18 protein-coding genes are annotated in these 18,221 nt (G+C 69.7%); 7 read left to right on the top strand and 11 right to left on the bottom strand.

The window, feature by feature from the left end:
• Window positions 1–76 precede the first annotated feature (76 nt).
• Window positions 77–3,217 carry an AfsR/SARP family transcriptional regulator gene (locus tag ACZ6YV_RS05115; protein ID WP_465508380.1) on the top strand — a complete coding sequence of 1,047 codons (3,141 nt, stop codon included), beginning with the start codon at window positions 77–79 and terminating at the stop codon, window positions 3,215–3,217.
• On the opposite strand, the gene ACZ6YV_RS05110 is transcribed toward ACZ6YV_RS05115, so the two are convergent.
• Both ACZ6YV_RS05110 and ACZ6YV_RS05105 read right to left on the bottom strand, forming a co-directional pair.
• Window positions 3,187–3,882, bottom strand: coding sequence for a hypothetical protein (locus ACZ6YV_RS05110; protein ID WP_465508379.1), 696 nt, complete (start codon window positions 3,880–3,882; stop codon window positions 3,187–3,189). The two genes, ACZ6YV_RS05115 and ACZ6YV_RS05110, sit on opposite strands and share 31 nt — an antisense overlap.
• Window positions 3,879–4,097, bottom strand: coding sequence for a hypothetical protein (locus tag ACZ6YV_RS05105; RefSeq protein WP_465508378.1), 219 nt, complete (start codon window positions 4,095–4,097; stop codon window positions 3,879–3,881). The genes ACZ6YV_RS05110 and ACZ6YV_RS05105 overlap by 4 nt, the downstream gene beginning before the upstream one ends.
• Before the next feature lie 122 nt (window positions 4,098–4,219).
• Between ACZ6YV_RS05105 and ACZ6YV_RS05100 the strand changes: the two genes are divergently transcribed.
• Both ACZ6YV_RS05100 and ACZ6YV_RS05095 read left to right on the top strand, forming a co-directional pair.
• Complete coding sequence (locus tag ACZ6YV_RS05100; RefSeq protein WP_465508377.1) at window positions 4,220–5,317, top strand: C45 family autoproteolytic acyltransferase/hydolase; 1,098 nt, start codon at window positions 4,220–4,222, stop codon at window positions 5,315–5,317.
• Window positions 5,314–6,861 (top strand): MFS transporter, encoded by a 1,548-nt coding sequence (locus ACZ6YV_RS05095; RefSeq protein WP_465508376.1) that lies wholly within the window; start codon window positions 5,314–5,316, stop codon window positions 6,859–6,861. Before ACZ6YV_RS05100 ends, ACZ6YV_RS05095 begins: the two co-directional genes overlap by 4 nt.
• Before the next feature lie 6 nt (window positions 6,862–6,867).
• On the opposite strand, the gene ACZ6YV_RS05090 is transcribed toward ACZ6YV_RS05095, so the two are convergent.
• Together ACZ6YV_RS05090 and ACZ6YV_RS05085 are read right to left on the bottom strand one after the other, a co-directional pair.
• Window positions 6,868–7,365: a nuclear transport factor 2 family protein gene (locus tag ACZ6YV_RS05090; protein ID WP_465508375.1), complete on the bottom strand. Its 498-nt coding sequence runs from the start codon at window positions 7,363–7,365 to the stop codon at window positions 6,868–6,870.
• The gene (locus tag ACZ6YV_RS05085; RefSeq protein ID WP_465508374.1) at window positions 7,362–7,958 is read right to left on the bottom strand and encodes a TetR/AcrR family transcriptional regulator; all 597 of its coding nucleotides are present in this window, start codon (window positions 7,956–7,958) and stop codon (window positions 7,362–7,364) included. The genes ACZ6YV_RS05090 and ACZ6YV_RS05085 overlap by 4 nt, the downstream gene beginning before the upstream one ends.
• A gap of 80 nt (window positions 7,959–8,038) precedes the next feature.
• Here ACZ6YV_RS05085 and lhgO point away from each other — a divergent pair, with 80 nt between their 5' ends.
• Entirely contained in the window at window positions 8,039–9,223 is a 1,185-nt protein-coding gene (gene lhgO, locus ACZ6YV_RS05080; RefSeq protein WP_465508373.1) for an L-2-hydroxyglutarate oxidase, read from the top strand.
• Here the strand turns inward: lhgO and ACZ6YV_RS05075 are convergent.
• From ACZ6YV_RS05075 to serS, 3 genes are read right to left on the bottom strand one after another with little or no spacing between them, the layout of a single operon-like run.
• The gene (locus ACZ6YV_RS05075) at window positions 9,220–10,212 is read right to left on the bottom strand and encodes a DUF3558 family protein (protein WP_465508372.1); all 993 of its coding nucleotides are present in this window, start codon (window positions 10,210–10,212) and stop codon (window positions 9,220–9,222) included. The genes lhgO and ACZ6YV_RS05075 overlap by 4 nt on opposite strands.
• 47 nt (window positions 10,213–10,259) lie before the next feature.
• A complete protein-coding gene (locus ACZ6YV_RS05070) occupies window positions 10,260–10,685 on the bottom strand; it encodes a hypothetical protein (protein ID WP_465508371.1) in 426 nt (141 codons plus the stop codon).
• Between the two features lie 25 nt (window positions 10,686–10,710).
• On the bottom strand, window positions 10,711–11,979 hold the full coding sequence (serS, locus tag ACZ6YV_RS05065; RefSeq protein ID WP_465508370.1) for a serine--tRNA ligase: 1,269 nt from the start codon (window positions 11,977–11,979) through the stop codon (window positions 10,711–10,713).
• Between the two features lie 155 nt (window positions 11,980–12,134).
• Here serS and ACZ6YV_RS05060 point away from each other — a divergent pair, with 155 nt between their 5' ends.
• Window positions 12,135–13,418: an aspartate aminotransferase family protein gene (locus ACZ6YV_RS05060; protein ID WP_465508369.1), complete on the top strand. Its 1,284-nt coding sequence runs from the start codon at window positions 12,135–12,137 to the stop codon at window positions 13,416–13,418.
• Window positions 13,419–13,478: 60 nt separating this feature from the next.
• Here the strand turns inward: ACZ6YV_RS05060 and ACZ6YV_RS05055 are convergent, their stop codons facing one another.
• The 4 genes from ACZ6YV_RS05055 to ACZ6YV_RS05040 are packed head-to-tail and all read right to left on the bottom strand — an operon-like array spanning window position 13,479 to window position 16,719.
• Window positions 13,479–14,384, bottom strand: a complete 906-nt coding sequence (locus tag ACZ6YV_RS05055; RefSeq protein WP_465508368.1) for a haloalkane dehalogenase — start codon at window positions 14,382–14,384, stop codon at window positions 13,479–13,481.
• A gap of 55 nt (window positions 14,385–14,439) precedes the next feature.
• The gene (locus tag ACZ6YV_RS05050; RefSeq protein ID WP_465508367.1) at window positions 14,440–14,892 is read right to left on the bottom strand and encodes a DUF350 domain-containing protein; all 453 of its coding nucleotides are present in this window, start codon (window positions 14,890–14,892) and stop codon (window positions 14,440–14,442) included.
• Between the two features lie 54 nt (window positions 14,893–14,946).
• Window positions 14,947–16,113: a glutathionylspermidine synthase family protein gene (locus tag ACZ6YV_RS05045; RefSeq protein WP_465508366.1), complete on the bottom strand. Its 1,167-nt coding sequence runs from the start codon at window positions 16,111–16,113 to the stop codon at window positions 14,947–14,949.
• Window positions 16,114–16,719: a hypothetical protein gene (locus tag ACZ6YV_RS05040; protein ID WP_465508365.1), complete on the bottom strand. Its 606-nt coding sequence runs from the start codon at window positions 16,717–16,719 to the stop codon at window positions 16,114–16,116. It lies immediately after the preceding gene.
• A gap of 94 nt (window positions 16,720–16,813) precedes the next feature.
• Here ACZ6YV_RS05040 and ACZ6YV_RS05035 point away from each other — a divergent pair, with 94 nt between their 5' ends.
• Together ACZ6YV_RS05035 and ACZ6YV_RS05030 are read left to right on the top strand one after the other, a co-directional pair.
• Window positions 16,814–17,827 (top strand): septum formation family protein, encoded by a 1,014-nt coding sequence (locus tag ACZ6YV_RS05035; RefSeq protein ID WP_465508364.1) that lies wholly within the window; start codon window positions 16,814–16,816, stop codon window positions 17,825–17,827.
• A gap of 4 nt (window positions 17,828–17,831) precedes the next feature.
• Window positions 17,832–18,182: a metallopeptidase family protein gene (locus ACZ6YV_RS05030; protein WP_007030570.1), complete on the top strand. Its 351-nt coding sequence runs from the start codon at window positions 17,832–17,834 to the stop codon at window positions 18,180–18,182.
• Window positions 18,183–18,221: the final 39 nt, after the last annotated feature.

Here is an 18,221-nt window from a genome sequence, read left to right as displayed (position 1 = left end):
ATAGACGCCATTCGGCGGTTCTCGGGCGGGCTGGATCCACCCAGGTCAACACCCGGACACCGTTAGGCTTGCCCTCATGCGATTCGGCGTTCTGGGGGCGACGGAGGTGCGCCGCGAGGACGGCACCACCGTCGGAGTCGGCGGGCCCCGGGTCCGGACGCTGTTCGCGCTGCTCGCGCTGGAGGCGGGCCGGGTCGTCCCGGCGGAGCGGCTCATCGACGGCCTCTACGGCGAGCAACCGCCCGAAGGGGTGGCGAACGCGCTGCAATCGCAGGTCTCGCGGCTGCGCGGGGCGCTGAAGGACCTCGCGCCCGTCGAGTTCAGCCCGGCGGGCTACCGGCTGGCCGTGGACCCCGGCGACGTCGACGTGCACCGCTTCGAGCGGCTCGCTGCCGAAGGCCGTCGCACTCTCGCCGCGGGAGACGCCACGAAGGCGGCAGAACTGCTTCGCGAAGCTCTCGGTCTCTGGCGTGGCCCGGCGTTCGCGGACATCACCGACGCGCCGTTCCGCGATCCGCAGGTCACGAGGCTGAACGAGCTGAAGACGTCGGCGATCGAAGACCGTGCCGAGGCCGAACTCAAGCTGGGGAGACACGAAGACGTCCTCGCCGGGCTTCGCCAGGTCATCGACGAGCAGCCGCTGCGGGAACGGCCACGCGCGCTGCTGATCCGCGCGCTGCACGCCGCCGGACGTCAGGCCGACGCTCTCACCGCGTTCGAGGACGCCCGGCGCGTCCTGGCCGACGAACTCGGCGCCGACCCCGGACCGGACCTCACCGCCGCGCATCTGGCCGTGCTTCGCGGCGAGACGCCGCCCGTCAAGACCACGACGTCGCCGCTCCCCGCGCAGCTCACCAGCTTCATCGGCCGCGAAGGCGACCTTCGGCACGTGCTCGGCCAGCTGGACCGCTCGCGGCTGGTGACGCTGACCGGCCCCGGCGGAGCGGGCAAGACCCGACTGGCCGTCGAGACCGCCGCCGCGTCGGATCTTCCGGCTGTCTTGGTCGAGCTCGCGCCCTACAGCGAGGACGCCGACGTCGCCCATGCCGTGCTGACAGCGCTCGGCCTGCGGGCTGTCCCGCTCGGGGCGGCCACCGCTCCGGTGGAGCACGCGCCGCTGGAGCGGCTGATCGACGCGCTGGCCGACCGCGCGGTGCTGCTGGTACTCGACAACTGCGAGCACCTGGTCGAGGCCGCGGCGAAGCTGGTCGCCCGGCTGCTCGGCGCGGCCGCGGCGCTGCGTGTGCTCGCCACCAGCCGGGAACCGCTGGGCATCACCGGCGAGGTCGTCTCCCCCGTGCCCCGGCTCGCCGTGCCGCCGCCGGGCACACCGCCCGCGCGGTCGCTGGAGTTCGCCGCCGTCCGGCTGTTCGCCGATCGCGCGCGTTCAAACGACCCGGGCTTCGCCGTCGACGACACCACGGCGGGCGACGTCCAGCGCATCTGTGCCGCGCTCGACGGGCTGCCGCTGGCCATCGAACTCGCCGCCGCCCGCGTCCGGACGCTGCCTGCCGGGGAGATCGCCTCCCGCTTGGACGACCGCTTCAAGCTGCTCTCGCGCGGCAGCCGGGTCGCCGAGGACCGGCATCGCACCCTGCGCGGCGTCGTCGAATGGAGCTGGGACCTCCTGGAAGAGGACGAACGCCTGCTCGGCAGGCGGCTGACCGTCTTCGCGGGCGGCACGACCCTCGCCGACGCCGAAGCGGTCTGCGCCGTGGCGGACACCGCGGAGCTGCTTCCGTCCCTTGTGGACAGATCACTCGTCGAACGCGGTGGCGATCGGTATCGGATGCTCGAAACCATCCGAGCCTTCTTCGCCGGGAAGCTCGCCGAAGCGGGCGAGGCCGAGCAGCTGCGGCGTACGCACGCGGAGCACTTCCTCGCCCTCGCCGAGGAAGCGGACCCGCTTCTGCGCACCGGGGATCAGCTGGTCTGGCTCGACCGTCTCGACGCCGCCTACGACGACCTCCTGGCCGCATTGCACTGGGCCACCGAAGCCGACGTACGGATCGCGCTCCGGCTCTCGGCGTCGCTGGTGACGTACTGGTGGATGCGCGGCCGCCGGTTCGAAGGTTCGACGCTGTGCCTGGAAGTGGTCAAGAACCTCGGCCCGAAGCCACCGGACAGCCTCGAAGAGGAGTACCAGCTCTGCGTGCTCAGCGCCGCCGCCGGACTCCGCGGCGGTGTTGAACATGAAGCCCTCGTCCGTCACTTTCCCGAGGTGGACGGCCTCGTGCGGAACATGGTCAGCGCGCCGAGGAACCCGGCGCTGCTGATGCTGATGGGGGTGGTGACCGGGCCGCCCGGCGACGACGACGAGCTGCTCAAACGCGGTCAGGCCCTCTTGGCGCACAGTGACGCGTGGAGCCTCGCGCTGGTGCCGACCGGATACGGGTTGCGCATGCTGATGCAAGGCGAACTCGACATGGCGGAAGGACTTCTGCGCGAAGGGGAGGCCGCGTTCCGCGCGATCGGGGAACGCTGGGGCCTTTCGATGACGCTCGACCACCTGTCGCAGATCCTGATCTGGACGAACCGGCAGGCCGAAGCCCTGGAAATGATGGACGAGGCGCTCCGGCTGATGCGGGAACTCGGCGCCTCCGACGACAACGCGGACCTGCTGTGCCGCCGTGGCACCAGCAAGCTGCTCCACGGCGACGCGGCGGGAGCGCGGGCGGACTTCGACCTCGCCATCGAGATCGCGCGCCGCGCCGGGATGCCCGAAAGCCGGGCATTCGGGTACGTCGGCCTCGCCACCCTCTCGCGACACGGAGGCGATCTGGCCACGGCTCGCGCGTTGAGCGAACTCGCGCTTTCGGAGTGCTCCGGTGGCTCTTTCACGTCCGAAGGGGGCCGCTCCGGGGCGCGGATCTCACTCGGCTGGGTCGCGGCCGCCGAGGGCGACATCGACCAGGCCGAGGAACTGCACCGGCAGGCGCTCGAATCGGCGGACCAGTGGAACGACAGCACCACCTTGGCCTGCGCCGTCGAAGGCCTCGCCGGGATCGCGCTGCTCCGCGACGACCCCGAGCGGGCGGCGGTCCTGATCGGCGCCGCGGTGACCATCCGGGGCACCCCGTTCGCCGTCGATCTGGACGCCGCCCTGCTCCGGACGTCCGCGCGGAAGCGGCTCGGCGACGACTTCGACCGGGCCTACCGCCGAGGGCTCGGCGTCCGCGGCGCCGCTCAGCCGGCCGGGTTGCCCAGGGAGTCCTGAGCGCGGGTCAGCCGGATCCCCTGCGGCGCGAAGCGGCCGATGGCCTCGGTCAGGAGACGCGGATCGAGTTCGCTGTCCTGGACGGCGACGTACAGCGGTTCCGCGTTGACTCCGACCGCGCCGAGCCGGGTCATGCCGGGGCCGACCGGGTCGGTGGTGAGCCGGGTGACGTCACGCCAGGGCACGACCGTCCGCTCGATCCGGACGCCCACCGCGTCCAGTTCGAAGAGCACCCACTGCTGGTCGTGTAGCGACCTCACGTAGGCGATGGTGCCGACACCGCCCGCGATCAGGACGATCCGCAGCGGACCGGGCGCCCCGATCGAACCGAGCAGGGCGGCGATGCCGAAGAAGGCCACCAGGAGCCCGGTCAGCTTCGCGGCGCCGACGAGGCCCGCGTTCGGCTTGTGCACCCGGAACCGCACGGCACGCATCAGGTGCTTGGTCAGCACGCCGCCGCCGACCGCGACGGCCAGCGCGATCAGCGTCACCGCCAGCGAGACCGGGGAGAAGTCGACGAGGACGTTGTAGCCGGCGATCAGTGCGACGAACCCGCCCGCGACGGTCAGGAGCAGCGCGCCCTTGCCCTTGCGCACCTCCCGTTCCCGGCGGTCGAGCGCGGCCTGGTCCGGCGCGGCGAGGAAACCGCCGTCGATGTTCCTCATCGGGCGTCACGCTGTGGCGCGGCGGCCGCGCGGCGCTCGCGCTGACGGCGGTCGAGGACGTACAGCAGCGTGCCGGCACCGGCGCTCAAGACGGCGTAGAGCAGGTCCTGCAGGCCGTCATCGGGGTAACCGGTGGAGAACTCGACCATCGCGAGCGCGACGAAGAGGACGCACAGCACGCCCCCGGCGATCATGTACACCTTGTTGCTCAGCATGGTTCCCTCGCTTGTCGTTTGCCTTGGTGAGAACACTTTCGCGCGGGGCACATGACATTCGGATGACAAGCCGTCAGCGCGTGGTGCGCGGACGGTCAGCGGCGGCGGACACGCTTCCCGGCATGACCTACCTCGCGGGATCTCCCGAAGACTTCCTGGCCGTGCGGCACCTGACACTGCGCGGCACCCAGGCCGAGATCGGCCACGCCCTCGGCGCCGAAACGAAGGCGCGCTCGGACTGGGCGCCGCCGACGATCGACCCGCTCGCCGCCAGGGCGCGCCGCACCTGGTTCGCGCGGAACTGGCCGCAGTACGCCGAACGCACGGCCGGGTTCGCCGAGGCGTACGGGCTCTCGGCCGACGCGGCCGTGTCCTTCGACAACGCCTCCGCCCTGCCCGCCGGCTCGGGCTGTTCGGCGCTGTGGACCGGGAGCACGCTCGGCCGGAACTACGACTTCTTCACCTTGAGCTGGACCCAGCTGGGCGCGGTGATGGCGGGCGCGGAACCCGTCGACGACGGGACCGTGCCGATGGCGTCACGGCCCTACGTCCTGACCACGATCCCCGACGACGGCCTCGCCTCGACGTCGCTCACCATGTCCACAGTGGACGGTGCGATGGAGGGCGTGAACGAGGCCGGGCTCGTCGTCGCGCTGCTGATGGCCGACCTCGAAGCGGCCACACCGCTGGAGCACGATCCCGGCCCGCAGGCGGGTCTCTCGGTACCCCAGGTCTGCCGGTACCTGCTGGACACCTGCGAAAACGTCGACGAGGCCAAGGAAGCGCTGATGCTCGCCAAGCAGTACGCGCACGGCGCGCCGTGTCACTACATCGTCGCCGACGCCTCCGGCCGCGGCTTCGTCTACGAGCGCGGGGCGCACGACATCGAGTACTTCGTCGAGGTCGCCGACGGGCCGCTGTGCGTCACGAACCATCCGCTGCACCGCTACCCGGACATCGACGCGCTGCCGGAGGACACCCCGGAGACCATGCTCACCTACCAGCGGCTGCGCACCCTCACCAAGGAGGCGGAGGCCGGGCCGCGCGACGCGCTCGACGCGGTGTCCGTCGCGATCGAGCCGGGCGCGCCGTGGCGGACGTTGTGGCGCACCGTCCTCGACCCGGCGGCCCGCACCATGAGCACGCGGTTCTACCTCGGCGACGGCGCGAACGGCACCGCGCGGCACTCGCCGGAACTCACCTTCGGGATCTCCCGGTGACCATCGGCAAGGGCCGCAAGATCGGCACGGTCGCGGTCTGCGTGCTGGCACAGCTGCTGATCGCGATCGACCTGACCGTGCTGCACCTGGTGCTGCCGTCGCTTTCGGAGCAGCTGCACCCGTCGACGACGGAACAGCTGTGGATCGCCGACGCGTACGGCTTCGCGCTCGCCGGGCTGCTGATCACGATGGGGAACATCGGCGACCGCATCGGCCGGAAGAAACTGCTGCTGATCGGGGCGTCGCTGTTCGGCGTCGCTTCGGTGATCACGGCGTACGCGCCGACGGCGGAACTGCTGATCGCCGCCCGCGCGCTGCTCGGGGTCGCCGCCGCGACGCTGATGCCGTCGACGCTGTCGATCGTGCGGAACGTGTTCACCGGCAAGGAACGCGCGGCCGTGATCGGGGTGTCCAGCGGGCTGACGATCCTCGGTTTCGGCATGGGGCCGCTCGTCGGCGGTTTCCTGCTCGACCATTTCTGGTGGGGTTCGGTGTTCCTGGTCAACGTGCCGGTGGTGGTGGTCATGGTGATCGCCGGCGCGCTGATCCTGCCCGAGTCGAAGAACCCGGTCTCCCACCGGATCGACGTGCCCAGCGTGCTGCTGTCCGTCGCCGGCATGGTCGGGATCGTCTACACGATCAAGGAAGTCGCGTACAAGGGCTGGGGGCACTGGGACATCGCTCTCGCGGCGGTGCTCGGGCTCGGCTGCCTGCTGGCGTTCGTCCTGCGGCAGCCGCGGCTCGCCGAACCGCTGATGGATCTGAAGCTGTTCGCGCAGCGGGCGTTCTCGGCGACCGTCGGGACCACCATCCTGGCGATGTTCGCGCAGCTCGCGGTGTCGCTGATGTTCGCGCAGTACCTGCAGCTGGTGGCGGGCTGGTCGCCGCTGAAATCCGGGCTCGCCGGGCTGCCGGGGATGGGCGGCGCGATCCTCGGCGGCGTCCTCGCGCCACTGGCGATCAAGGCCCTCGGGCGGGCCGTCACCATCGCGCTGGGCTGCGCGCTGTCGGCCGTCGGGTTCGCGCTGTACTCCGGTGTCGGTGTGACGATCGTCTACCCGGACCTGCTGTTCGCGATGATCGTCTTCGGGGTCGGGCTTTCGCTGATCCTCGCGGTCGCGACGGACACGGTGCTCGGCGTCGTGCCGAAGGCCAGGGCGGGCGCGGCGTCGGCGATCTCCGAGACGGCGACCGAACTCGGCGGGGCGCTGGGGATCGCCGTCCTCGGCAGCGTGCTCGGCGCGCTGTACCGGAGCGAACTCGTCATCCCGGCGGGCGTGCCGCCGGAGTCCGCCGGGGCGATCTCGGACACGCTCGGCGGCGCTGTCCAGGTCGCGGCACAGCTACCGCCCGAGCAGGGAGCCGTGGTCCTCACCACGGCGAAGACGGCGTTCGTCGACGGGTTGCAGCTGACGATGCTGTGCGCGGCGGGGCTGATGGCGCTGCTGGCGGTGAGCGCGCTGTTCACGCTGCGCGGAGTACCGAAGGTGCTTGAAGACCCTGAAGAGGCTTCGCCTGCTACACCGGTCGCTGCGGCGGCATGACACTCGTCAGCGGGGTCCGGCGAGCGGGACCGCCCGCTTGTCACCCGACCGCACCATGGCCAGCAAGGGTTTCGTGGCCACCGAGAGCAGCCGGGCCGCGAAGGTGCGCCCGTTGCGGCGCGCGATGTCCGGGCCGAAGGCGTTCATCAGCGTGACGATGCCGGGCAGCGGCCGCACGAACAGCGTCACCTCGGTGATGAGCCCGTCCTCGCCGAGCTTCAGCACCGCCGCCTCTTCGAGCTCCTCGTCGCCGATGCGCGCGCTGTAGACGACGACGCGTGTCGACTCGTCGCCGGTGTCGGTGTGGAACCGCACGTCGCGCAGATGTGTGTAGGCGACTTCCAGCAGCGGCTTGAGCTCGGCATGCCCGGTGAACCGGACCCGGCTGGTCAGCGGCGAGTGGATGACCGCGTCCGGCGCGAAGGCGCTCAGCGCGAGTTCGACGTCCCGGGTCTCGAGTCCCCGGCGGTACCGCTCTGTGGTGTCGGTGCTGTCGGTGCTCATATGTCCTCCTGGATCAGATTCCCCAGACCGCGCCACAACAGATCCGTCGTGAGCGCGACGACTTGGTCCCGCGGGATGTCGCGGTTGCTCCACCACCAGGTGGCGATGGCGTTCAGTGCGCTCTTCGCCGCTTCGGCGAGCGCTTCGTTCGCGCGGTCGCGCGGCAGGTCCGCGGTCAGCGCCAGGCCGGGGACCTGCGCGAACACCTCGGTCAGCTGTCCGGTGGCCCTGGCCTGCCCGCGCCGGTGCACCTCGGCGACGCCCTCGTCGGACGGCGTCTCGGCGAAGATCATCCGCCAGCCGCGTTCGTTCGTCTCCATCCAGGCGAAGATCGCCGCCACCCTGGCCCGCAGCAGTTCCTCCGCGGTCTCCGACGGCGGCAGCCCTTCCCAGCCCGCCAGCAGACTGTCCACTTCGGACTCCAGCAGGCCGGCGTACAACCGCGCCTTGGACGGGAAATGGTCGTAGAGCACGGGTGTGCTGATCCCGGCGGCCGTCGCGACCTCGCGCATCCCGGCCGCGTCGTATCCGGACGCGGCGAACACCCGCGCCGCCGCGGCCAGGATCCGCTCCCGGCGTTCGTCCTTGCTCAACCGTTTACCTGACATCGGTCAGGTACGCTACCAGTTAACCTGACGCCTGTCAGGTAGCGGTCCGGGTAACCTGGTCGATCGTGCGCACAGTCGTAGTCATCGGGGGCGGGATCGTCGGTCTCGCCACAGCCTGGGAACTGACCAAACGTGGTCTGGACGTCACGGTGCTCGAAAAGGAGGACCACTGGGCGGCCCACCAGACCGGGCACAACTCGAACGTCGTGCACGCGGGGCTCTACTACAAGCCGGGTTCCTTCAAGGCGAGGATGTCCACCGCGGGCAACCGGTCCATTGTGGACTTCGCGCGGCAGTACGGGGTGCCGGTCCAGGTGTGCGGCAAACTGGTCGTCGCCACCTCCGAAGCGGAGCTTCCGGCACTGAAGGTGCTCGCCGAACGAGCCGAAGCCAACGGCGTCCCGGCCAAGCTGATCACCCCGAGCGAGGCCCGCGAGTACGAACCCGAGGTCTCCTGCGTGGCCGCGCTGCGCGTGGAGTCCACCGGCATCATCGACTTCCCCGCCGTCTGCACCGCGCTGGTGCGGCTGCTCGACGAGTCCGACGCCGACCTGCGGCTCGGCACGCCAGCGCTGGGGATCCGCCAGGGCCGCACCGGCGGCGTCGAGGTGGCGACCGGCGACGACGTGATCCACGCGGACGCGCTCGTCAACTGCGCGGGCCTGCACGCGGACCGCGTCGCGCGGCTCGCCGGGCTCACCCCGAGCGCGCGGATCGTGCCGTTCCGCGGCGAGTACTACGAACTGAAGCCCGAACGCCGCCATCTGGTGCGCGGCCTGATCTACCCGGTCCCGGACGCGTCGCTGCCGTTCCTCGGCGTGCACCTGACCCGCATGCTCGACGGCAGCGTGCACGCCGGCCCCAACGCCGTGCTCGCGCTGCGCCGCGAGGGCTACACCTGGCGCGACGTCTCCGCGAAGGACCTCGCCGAGGTCGCCCGCTTCCCCGGTGTCTGGCGGCTCGCGCGCAAGTACGCGTACCCGACCGGGCTCGGCGAGGTCCGCCGGTCGTTCTCCCGCCGCCGCTTCGCCGAAAGCCTGGCCCGGCTCGTGCCCGCCGTCACCGAGGACGACATCGTGCGGCACGGCTCCGGCGTCCGGGCTCAGGCGCTGCGCCCGGACGGCTCACTCGTCGACGACTTCCTGATCGAGACCGCGCCGAACCAGGTGCACGTCCTCAACGCGCCCTCGCCGGCGGCGACCAGCGCGCTGGAGATCGCGAAGTACATCGCCGACGAGGTGAGTGTCTAAGAAGCGGGCAGGTTCGCTGTCACCAGCGGCATCGCGGCTTGCGGGATCTCGCAGGCCTTGGCGTTGTCGGTGAGGTCACCGGTGTCGAGCTTGACCGAGGAGGTCTCCGTGACCGGCAGCATCGCGACGCAGATCGGGCTGTTCGGGCTCGAGTAGACGACCCACTTCTTGCCAGCCACCACCTGCTCGACAGGGGTGCCTTCGAGACCGGGGACGTCCTCGAGTTTCGTCGCCGTGTAGACCCACAGGTCGAGCGCCTTCTTGCCCTTGTCGCCGTCGGTGTCGTCCCATTGGCAGCCGTTCTTGGGATCGTTCGACGAACCGTTCATCGGCCTCGCGGCCGCGAGGTTGAGCGGCGTCACCTGCTCCGGCTTGAGCAGGGAACACGGATCGACGGCCACGAGCGGTCCGGAGGCTTCGATCGGCTTCTGGCCCGGGGGCGGGGTGAGCGGCGGGCTCGGCTGTCCCCCCGGCAGGTGGGAGGCGACAGCGGGAGCCGCGGCCTTCGCCATGTCGCAGGCCTTGGCGTTGTCATCGCCGGGGGCGTCACTCGTGATCTCGACGAAGGTCTTCGGGTCCAGCTCGGTGATCAGCGAGCAGTAGCTCGGGCCGAGGATGGTCGCGTACCTGGTCCACGTGAAGCCGCCGATGCCGAACTTCTCCCCCGGGACGGCGCCGTTGGAGTAGTCGGCCTGGGAGAGGTCGAAGCTTTGCGAAACCTCGAGCGCGACCCCGTCGGGCGCGTCGTCCAGCTCCGGATACCGGCAGGTCCCGGGGATCTTCCGCGCCTTGTCCGCCGGGCGCTCCTTCCCGGGGAAGGTGACTCCCAGGGCTTCAGCCTGCTCCTGCGTGAGCAGCTTGCACGGCTCGGCCTTCGTGATCACCGGTCCCTGTCCGGGCACCGGCGAGGCCGTACCGCCGATCGTCGACGTGCAGCCGCCGAGCGTCAGCACCGCCAGCCCGAGCGCGAGCGAATTCCGAAACCGCATGCGTCCCCTCCTCATCGGCTCGCACACTACTTGTGCGCGGCCGCCGTTCACGAACCGGCGGGCAGCGCCGCGCTCACCGTCGGCAGCGCGGCCCGCAGCAGGTCACAGGCCTTCGCCTGGTCGTCCCAGTGGCCGCTGGAGACCTCCACGGTGGACGTCCCGGTGATCGGCAGCGCGGCCGTGCGGTACTTCAGGGAGGCGTTGGACCGGACCGTCCACTTGCGACCACCGAGGTCGGCCTCCTCGGGGGTGCCGTCGAGCCCGGCGACGTCGACGCTTTGCGTGATCGAAAGGGTCACGCCGTGCGGCGAATCGTCGCGTTCCGGGGTGAGCAACGAGCACGGCGCCGCCTTGGTGAGCACCGGCCCCTGGCCGGGCACCGGCGACGCCGTCCCCGAGATCGTCTCGGAACACCCGCCGAGCAGGAGGACCGCCGCGAAGAGCGCGGTGATCGGCTTGCTGCGGCGGTTCATGCGGGGTCCCTCCTCGGCGCGGACCCTACTTCGATGTCGGCGTGAGCACCTCGGTTCCGCCGAGGAAGGGACGAAGCGCTTCCGGGACCCGGACGGAACCATCTTCGAGCTGGTGGTTCTCCAGGATCGCGACGATCCACCTGGTGGTGGCGAGCGTGCCGTTCAGCGTGGCGACGGTCTGAGGGCGGCCGTCGTCGTCGCGGTAGCGGATGCCGAGGCGGCGGGCCTGGAACGTCGTGCAGTTCGACGTCGAGGTCAGCTCGCGGTAGGTGTCCTGCGACGGCACCCACGCCTCGCAGTCGAACTTCCGGTACGCCGACGTGCCGAGGTCGCCGGTGGCGGTGTCGATCACCCGGTACGGGACCTCGATCTTGGCGAGCATCTGCTCTTCCCAGTCCAGCAGGCGCGCGTGCTCGGCTTCGGCGTCCTCGGGACGCGTGTAGACGAACATCTCGACCTTGTCGAACTGGTGGACGCGGATGATGCCGCGGGTGTCCTTGCCGTACGAACCGGCCTCGCGGCGGTAGCAGGACGACCAGCCCGCGTAGCGCTTCGCGCCCTTGCGCAGGTCGAGGATCTCGTCGGCGTGGTAGCCGGCGAGCGGGACCTCGGAGGTGCCGACGAGGTACAGGTCGTCGTCGCGCAGCCGGTAGACCTCCGACGAGTGCGCGCCGAGGAAGCCGGTGCCCGCCATGATCTCCGGCCGGACCAGGGTCGGCGTGATCATCGGCGTGAAGCCGTTCGCGGTCGCCTGGGCGATCGCCATGTTCAGCAGGCCGAGCTGCAGCTGGGCGCCGATGCCGGTGAGGAAGTAGAACCGCGAGCCCGAGACCTTCGCGCCGCGCTCCATGTCGAGCGCGCCGAGACCCTCACAGAGTTCGAGGTGGTCCTTCGGCTTGAAGTCGAACTTCTTCGGCTCGCCGACGTGCTTGAGCACGACGTAGTCGTCCTCGCCGCCTTCGGGCGCTTCGGGGTGGACCAGGTTCGGCACCACGCGGTGCAGCTGCTCGAACTCCTCCGACGCCTCGGTCTGCTCGACCTCGGCGGCCTTGACCTGGGCGGCGAGGTCCTTCGCCTTGGCGAGCAGCGCGGCCCGTTCTTCGCCCTGTGCCTTCGGGACGAGCTTGCCCAGCGATTTCTGCTCGGCGCGCAGCGTGTTGGCGGCGGCGATCGAAGACCGGCGGCGGGAGTCGAGAGAGAGCAGCTTGTCGACCACTCCTTCGTCCTCGCCACGGGCGCGCTGCGAAGCGCGCACGACGTCCGGGTCATCGCGCAGAGTCCTGGGGTCAATCACGAGAACTGAGGTTAGTACTAGGTCTGACGGCGCTTCGAGGCAGTTTCCCCGAACAGACTGTGCGGGCCGCCGCGGAGAACCCGACAGTCTGATCGTTGTCGCCCGTTTCCGGCCGTCCCCATACTGAAATCTCCTGCTGCGGACGGAGAAACCCGATGACCGATGCGGACCTGCTGGCGCGGCACAAGGCGGTACTGCCGTCGTGGCTGGCGCTCTACTACGACGAGCCGATCGAGATCGTGCACGCGCAGGACCGCCGGGTCATCGACTCGACCGGGCGGAGCTACCTCGACTTCTTCGCGGGTATCCTGACGAACTCGATGGGCTACGACGTCTCGGCGATCAGCGACGCCGTGCGCAAGCAACTCGACACCGGGATCCTGCACACCTCGACGCTGTACCTGATCCGCTCGCAGGTCGAACTGGCCGAGCGGATCGCGAAGCTCTCCGGCATCCCGGACGCGAAAGTGTTCTTCACCAACTCCGGGACCGAAGCCAACGACACCGCGCTGATGCTCGCCACCCAGTACCGGCGCAGCAACCAGGTGCTGGCGATGCGGAACTCGTACCACGGGCGGTCGTTCGCGACGGTCGGCGTCACGGGCAACCGCGGCTGGTCGGCGTCGTCGCTCAGCCCGGTGAAGGTGAGCTACGTGCACGGCGGCTACCGGTACCGCAGCCCGTTCCGGGCGCTTTCGGACACGGAGTACATCGACGCGTGCGTCGCGGACCTGGTCGACGTGCTGGAGACGGGCACTTCGGGCGACGTCGCCTGCATGATCGCCGAGCCGATCCAGGGCGTCGGCGGGTTCAGCTCACCGCCGGACGGCCTGTTCAAGGCGATGAAGGAGGTCCTCGACCAGTACGGGATCCTGTTCATCTCCGACGAGGTGCAGACCGGCTGGGGCCGGACCGGGGAGCACTACTGGGGGATCCAGGCGCACGACGTCGTCCCCGACGCGATGACCTTCGCGAAGGGCCTCGGCAATGGTCTCGCGATCGGCGGCCTCGTCGCTCGCGGCGACCTGGTCGACTGCCTGGCCGCGAACTCGATCTCGACCTTCGGCGGCAACCCGGTCGCGATGGCGGGCGCGGCCGCGGTACTCGACCACATCGCCGACCACGATCTGCAGGCCAACGCGCTCGCGCGGGGCAACGAGCTGCTCGACGGCCTGCGCGCGACGGGGAACCCGCTGCTCGGGGACGTCCGCGGCAAGGGCCTGATGATCGGCGTCGAACTGGTGAAGCCGGGCGGCATGGAGCCGGATCCGGGCGCCGCGACGCGGATGATGGAGGAGACCAAGGCGCGCGGGCTGCTGATCGGCAAGGGCGGGCTGCACGGCAACGTGCTGCGGATCGCGCCGCCGATGACGCTCACCGCCGATGAGGCGGCGGAGGGCCTGGGGATCGTCGTGGACTCCCTGGCCGCGATCTCCTGACGCGTGAGATGAACGGGACTTTCATGGCAAATTTTGAGATGAAAGTCCCGTTCATCTCACTTAGGAAGTCACGAAGCGCGCGATGACCTCGCCCAGCCGCACACCGGCGTCCTCCTGCAGGAAGTGACCGGCGCCGGTGATCGTCGGATGCTCGAGTTCGCGGGCGCCGCGCATCGCGCCCCGCAGTTCGAGGCCCCACGGCGCGGTGATCGGGTCGCCGTCGGAGAACGAGACCAGGAACGGCTTGTCCAGTTCCGCAAGCCCCTTCAACGCGGCCCGGTTGGCGGCCGAGGCCGGATCGTCCGGGGTGATCGGCACGAGCGACGGCATCGCGCGCGGCGCGGCCTTGTACATCTCGTTCGGGAAGGGCGCGTCGTAGGCGGCGCGGACCTCCTCGGACAGCCGGGTCTGGCAGCCCGACTGGACGAACCGCCCGACGTCGATGACCTGCGCGTTCTCCATGGTGTCGCGGAACTTGTGCCACATCTCCGGCATGTCGGTGTCGCCGGTCGGGAGGCCGGTGTTGGCCGCGACGACCCGGGCGAACCGGTCGGGGTTCTCGGCGACCAGGCGCAGGCCGATCAGGCCGCCCCAGTCCTGGCCGACCAGGGTGACGTCGGTCAGGTCGAGCACGTCGAAGGCGAACGCGCGCATCCACTCGACGTGCCGCTGGTAGGTGTGGTCGACCATGTCGCCGGGTTTGTCGGAGCGGCCGAAGCCGACCAGGTCCGGCGCGATGGCGCGCAGTCCGGCGTCGGCGAGCACCGGGATGACCTTGCGGTAGAGGTAGGACCAGGTCGGCTCGCCGTGCAGCAGGAGGACGGGTGGCCCGTCCTCGGGTCCGGCCTCCACGTAACCCACTCTGATCACGCCGCCGTGAAGGTCGACGAGTTCCGCGTAGCGCGGTTCGAAGTCAAAATCGGGCAGGTCCGAGAACCGGTCGTCCGGAGTCCTCAAAAGGCGCACGACACCCACGTTAGTGGGAATCGTGCGCCTATGCCGGTTTCAGGATGTCAAAAGATCACGAAATGGCGGCGGCGACGATCAGGCCGAGGGCCAGGTGCGCCGAGGCCACCACGACGCTGGCCGGGGCGAACTTGTCGCTTTCGATGGTCGAGCGGATGTCGATGCGGGTCGCCCACTCCAGCAGCCGGACCGCGAGCACCTGCACGATGATGCCGAGCAGGCCGTAGACCAGCGAGGTGACGAGACCCTCGGTCAGGTCGCTGGCGGAGTTCGCGATCGCCACGACGATGATGAACGCCATCGACAGCAGGCCCGAAGCGGTGACGATGACCGCGTTCGGCAGGCCGCGGGTGACCAGTTGGGACAGCTTGCCGGGCGTGGTCCAGTCGATCGCCCAGAACCCGGCGAACATCATCAGCAGGCCGACGACGCCGTACAGGAGGATCGCGCCGATCCCTCGCACGAGGTCGGAGCCGAACGTGTCGGACAGCGCAAGGGTGGTCGTCACAGGGTGCTCCCAGAGATGCAGGTCGAGAATGTCAGGTTTGTGCGGTTGCTTCTATCACGACTCGACGATGCGGTGCGGGACGAACGCCGCACCGTCGTCTGTGACGAGTCCCGCGGTCTCCCGGATCCCGAGGCCGGCGGCCTGGTCCCCGACGATCCACGCACCCAGCGCGGGCCGGTACCCCTGGAACTCCGGCAGCGGGTCGAACGCCTGGTAGACGTACCCTTCCGCGCCGTAGACGCCGTCGGTCTGCGTCTCGTACCCGGTGGCGACGATCTGCACGTTCGCGCCCTCGCGGCCGAGTTTCGGCTTGCGGACGTACTCGGTCAGCAGACCGGGGTCGTCGGCGAAGGCGGGCAGCAGGTTCGGGTGCCCCGGGTAGTTCTCCCACAGGATCGCGAGCAGCGTCTTGTTGGAGAGGATCATCTTCCACAGCGGCTCGACCCACAGCGTGCGCGGCATGGTCTCGACGGCGAAGCGGCCGAACTCCTCGTCGACCACCCATTCCCACGGGTAGAGCTTCACCACTGTCGCCATCTGCGACTCTTCGAGGTCGACGAACCGCTTGAGCACCGGGTCCCAGCCGATCTCCTCGATCGACAGGCCGACGGTGTCGAGCCCGGCCTCGGCCGCGGTCTCCTGCAGGTACGCCGTCGTCACGTGGTCCTCACCGGACGGATCGGCGGACGACCAGGTGAAGTGCAGCTCGTTCGAAGGCAGCTTGTCGGCGAGCTCGCCCCAGCGCTCGACCAGCTTCTCGTGGATCGAGTTCCACTGGTCGGCCTCCGGGAAGACCGCGGTCTTCCAGTGCCACTGCAGCACCGCGGCCTCGAGCAGCGAGGTCGGGGTGTCCGCGTTGTACTCGAGCAGCTTCGCCGGGCTCTTGCCGTCGTAGCGCAGGTCGAAGCGGCCGTAGACGTGCGGATCCTGCCGCTTCCACGACTCCGCGATATGCGGCCAGACCCACTCGGGGATGCCGAAGCGGTGGTACTGCTCGGTGGTGATCACATTGTCGACCGCTTCGAGGCACATCGAGTGCAGCAGTTCGACGTCCGCCTCGACGGACAGGATCTCGTCCATCTCGAAGACGTAGTGGACCGACTCGTCCCAGTACGGCCTGGACTTGCCGGCACCGTCACGGGCGGGAGTGCCGAAGACCAGGCCCTGTTCCTCGACGATGTTCTGCCAGTCCCGCCGGGGCGGCTTGGAATCCCGATACAACTACGAGCCCCCGCTCTTGCCGGTACCGCCGGAGGTACCGCTCTTGCCGCTGATGCCGAACCCGCCGCGCTGGACGGACTTGCCAGATTTGGTGCTGACGTTCGCGTTCGGCGGCGCGGTGTACGAGCCGCCGGAGACCCGCTGCCCGATGGCGCCGGTGCCGCCGTAGTTGTACCTGTAGCTGTTGAAGCCGCCACCGACGATCGGGATGAAGAAGAACCCGCCGCTGACGTGACCGCCGTGCGACCGTACGTAGTTCTCGTCACAGTTCTGGTCGTTGTCGACGATGTCGTCGTGCGTGCAGGTCGCCGTGACGTTCTCCGGCTTCGCGACGGTGTAGAACGTCGCGATCAAGCCGACCAGCCCGACGGTCACACCGGTGCCGATCAGGAGTTTCTTCTTGGTCGAAGACTTCTTCTCGGCGGCGCGAGCCGCTTCGGCGTCGAGCACCTCCTGGCGCTCCTGCTCCGCCAGCGCCTGCTGCCGTGCCCGCTGCTCGGCCAACGACGGTTGCCGCGCCTGCGTGCTGTCGTCCTGGAATCGCATCGAACCGCGCTTTGGCGGCTCCTGGGGCGGCTGTGCCCCCTGGTTGTCATCCTGCGTCATCGAAGCTCCGTAATCGCCCGCCGGCCCGAACCCGTGTCCAACACTAACCACCCGGTACGCGCACCTTACGTGCGGCGCGGGCATCATGGAGTGGATGTCTCAACAGGCCGAGCGGTTCCGTGATCCGCGAAACGCGCTGAGCACCCTGCGCACCCGGCTCGTCATGGCCGGTGTGTTCGTGGGCGCGATCATCGCGCTTTCGCTGAGTGTGGCTTTCTCGTGGAACGTCGGCCCGGAGGGCGGTGCGGGCGGCGGCGCCCCCAAACTGTCGCCCGCCGCGGTCGAAGCGTTCCAGTCTCCCCCAGGCACCTGCCTGACCTGGAACAACCCGGACGCCAACGACGCGAAGCGCGTGTCGTGCGCGGAGTCCCACTTGTTCGAGGTCACCAGCATCGTCGACATCGGCGCGCAGTACCCCGCCGGGGTGCCGAGCCCGAACCTGGAGCAGTGGCAGGAGATCTCCCGGTCACGCTGCACCGTCGACGTCAAGCCGTACCTCGGCCGCACGCTGGATCCCTACGGCAAGCTGAGCATGAACCTGCTCCGGCCGACGCCCGCGCAGTGGGAAGACGGCGACAGGCAGTTGCGGTGCGGGCTGCAATGGGCAGGTCAGGGCGGCAAACTGCAGCCGACCAAGGGCCCGGCGAAGGAGCAGAACCAGTCGGCGGTGTGGGAGCCGGGCACCTGCCTCGCGCTGCTCAACAACAGCTTCGGCGACCCCGTCGACTGCGCCCAGCCGCATTCGTACGAGATGATCGCGACGCTCGACCTCAAGACGAAGTTCAAGGACGGCTACCCGTCGCAGGAGCAGCAGAACACCTGGCTGGACACCGAATGCTCGACGGCCGCGCAGGAGTACACCGGCAACGCGGACCTCGCGGCGAAGAAGCTCATCGGCAGCTGGGACGTCCGCGAGCAGGAGAGCTGGGACGCCGGGTCGACGCTGGTGAACTGCAAGGTGGCGGCGGTCCTGCCGGACAACAAGGGGCTCGCGCCGGTCACCGGGAGCGTCAAGGTCGGCAACGGCGGTGGCAACGGCGACGCCCCGCCCTCCGACGGTGGCGGCCCGCCGCCGTCGTCTTCCTCCGCGCCGAAGACCGGCGGGTGATCCCGTGCCCGTCGAGATGACCCAGCAGCGCTTCGAAGAGCTGGTTTCGGAGGCGCTGGACGAGCTCCCGCCCGAATTCGCGGACGCCATGGACAACGTCGTGGTCCTCGTCGAGGAGTTCAACGAGGAGTCGCCCACGATCCTCGGGCTCTACCACGGTGTCGCGCTGACGGAGCGGACCCACGAGTACGGCGGGGTGCTGCCGGACCGGATCTCGATCTACCGGCGGCCGCTGCTGCAGATGTGCGACACCGAGGAAGACGTCGTCGAAGAGGTGCTGATCACGGTGGTCCACGAGGTCGGCCACCATTTCGGCATCGACGACGCGCGGCTGCACGAACTCGGCTGGGGCTGAGCCGCCGGACAGGCGATAGCAAAGGTCCCTTGCTCCCAT

It is taken from the genome of Amycolatopsis sp. NPDC102522 (genome assembly GCF_055584485.1).
Note: the sequence above shows the minus strand (reverse complement) of the source record. Positions and strands in the feature narration are given on the sequence as shown.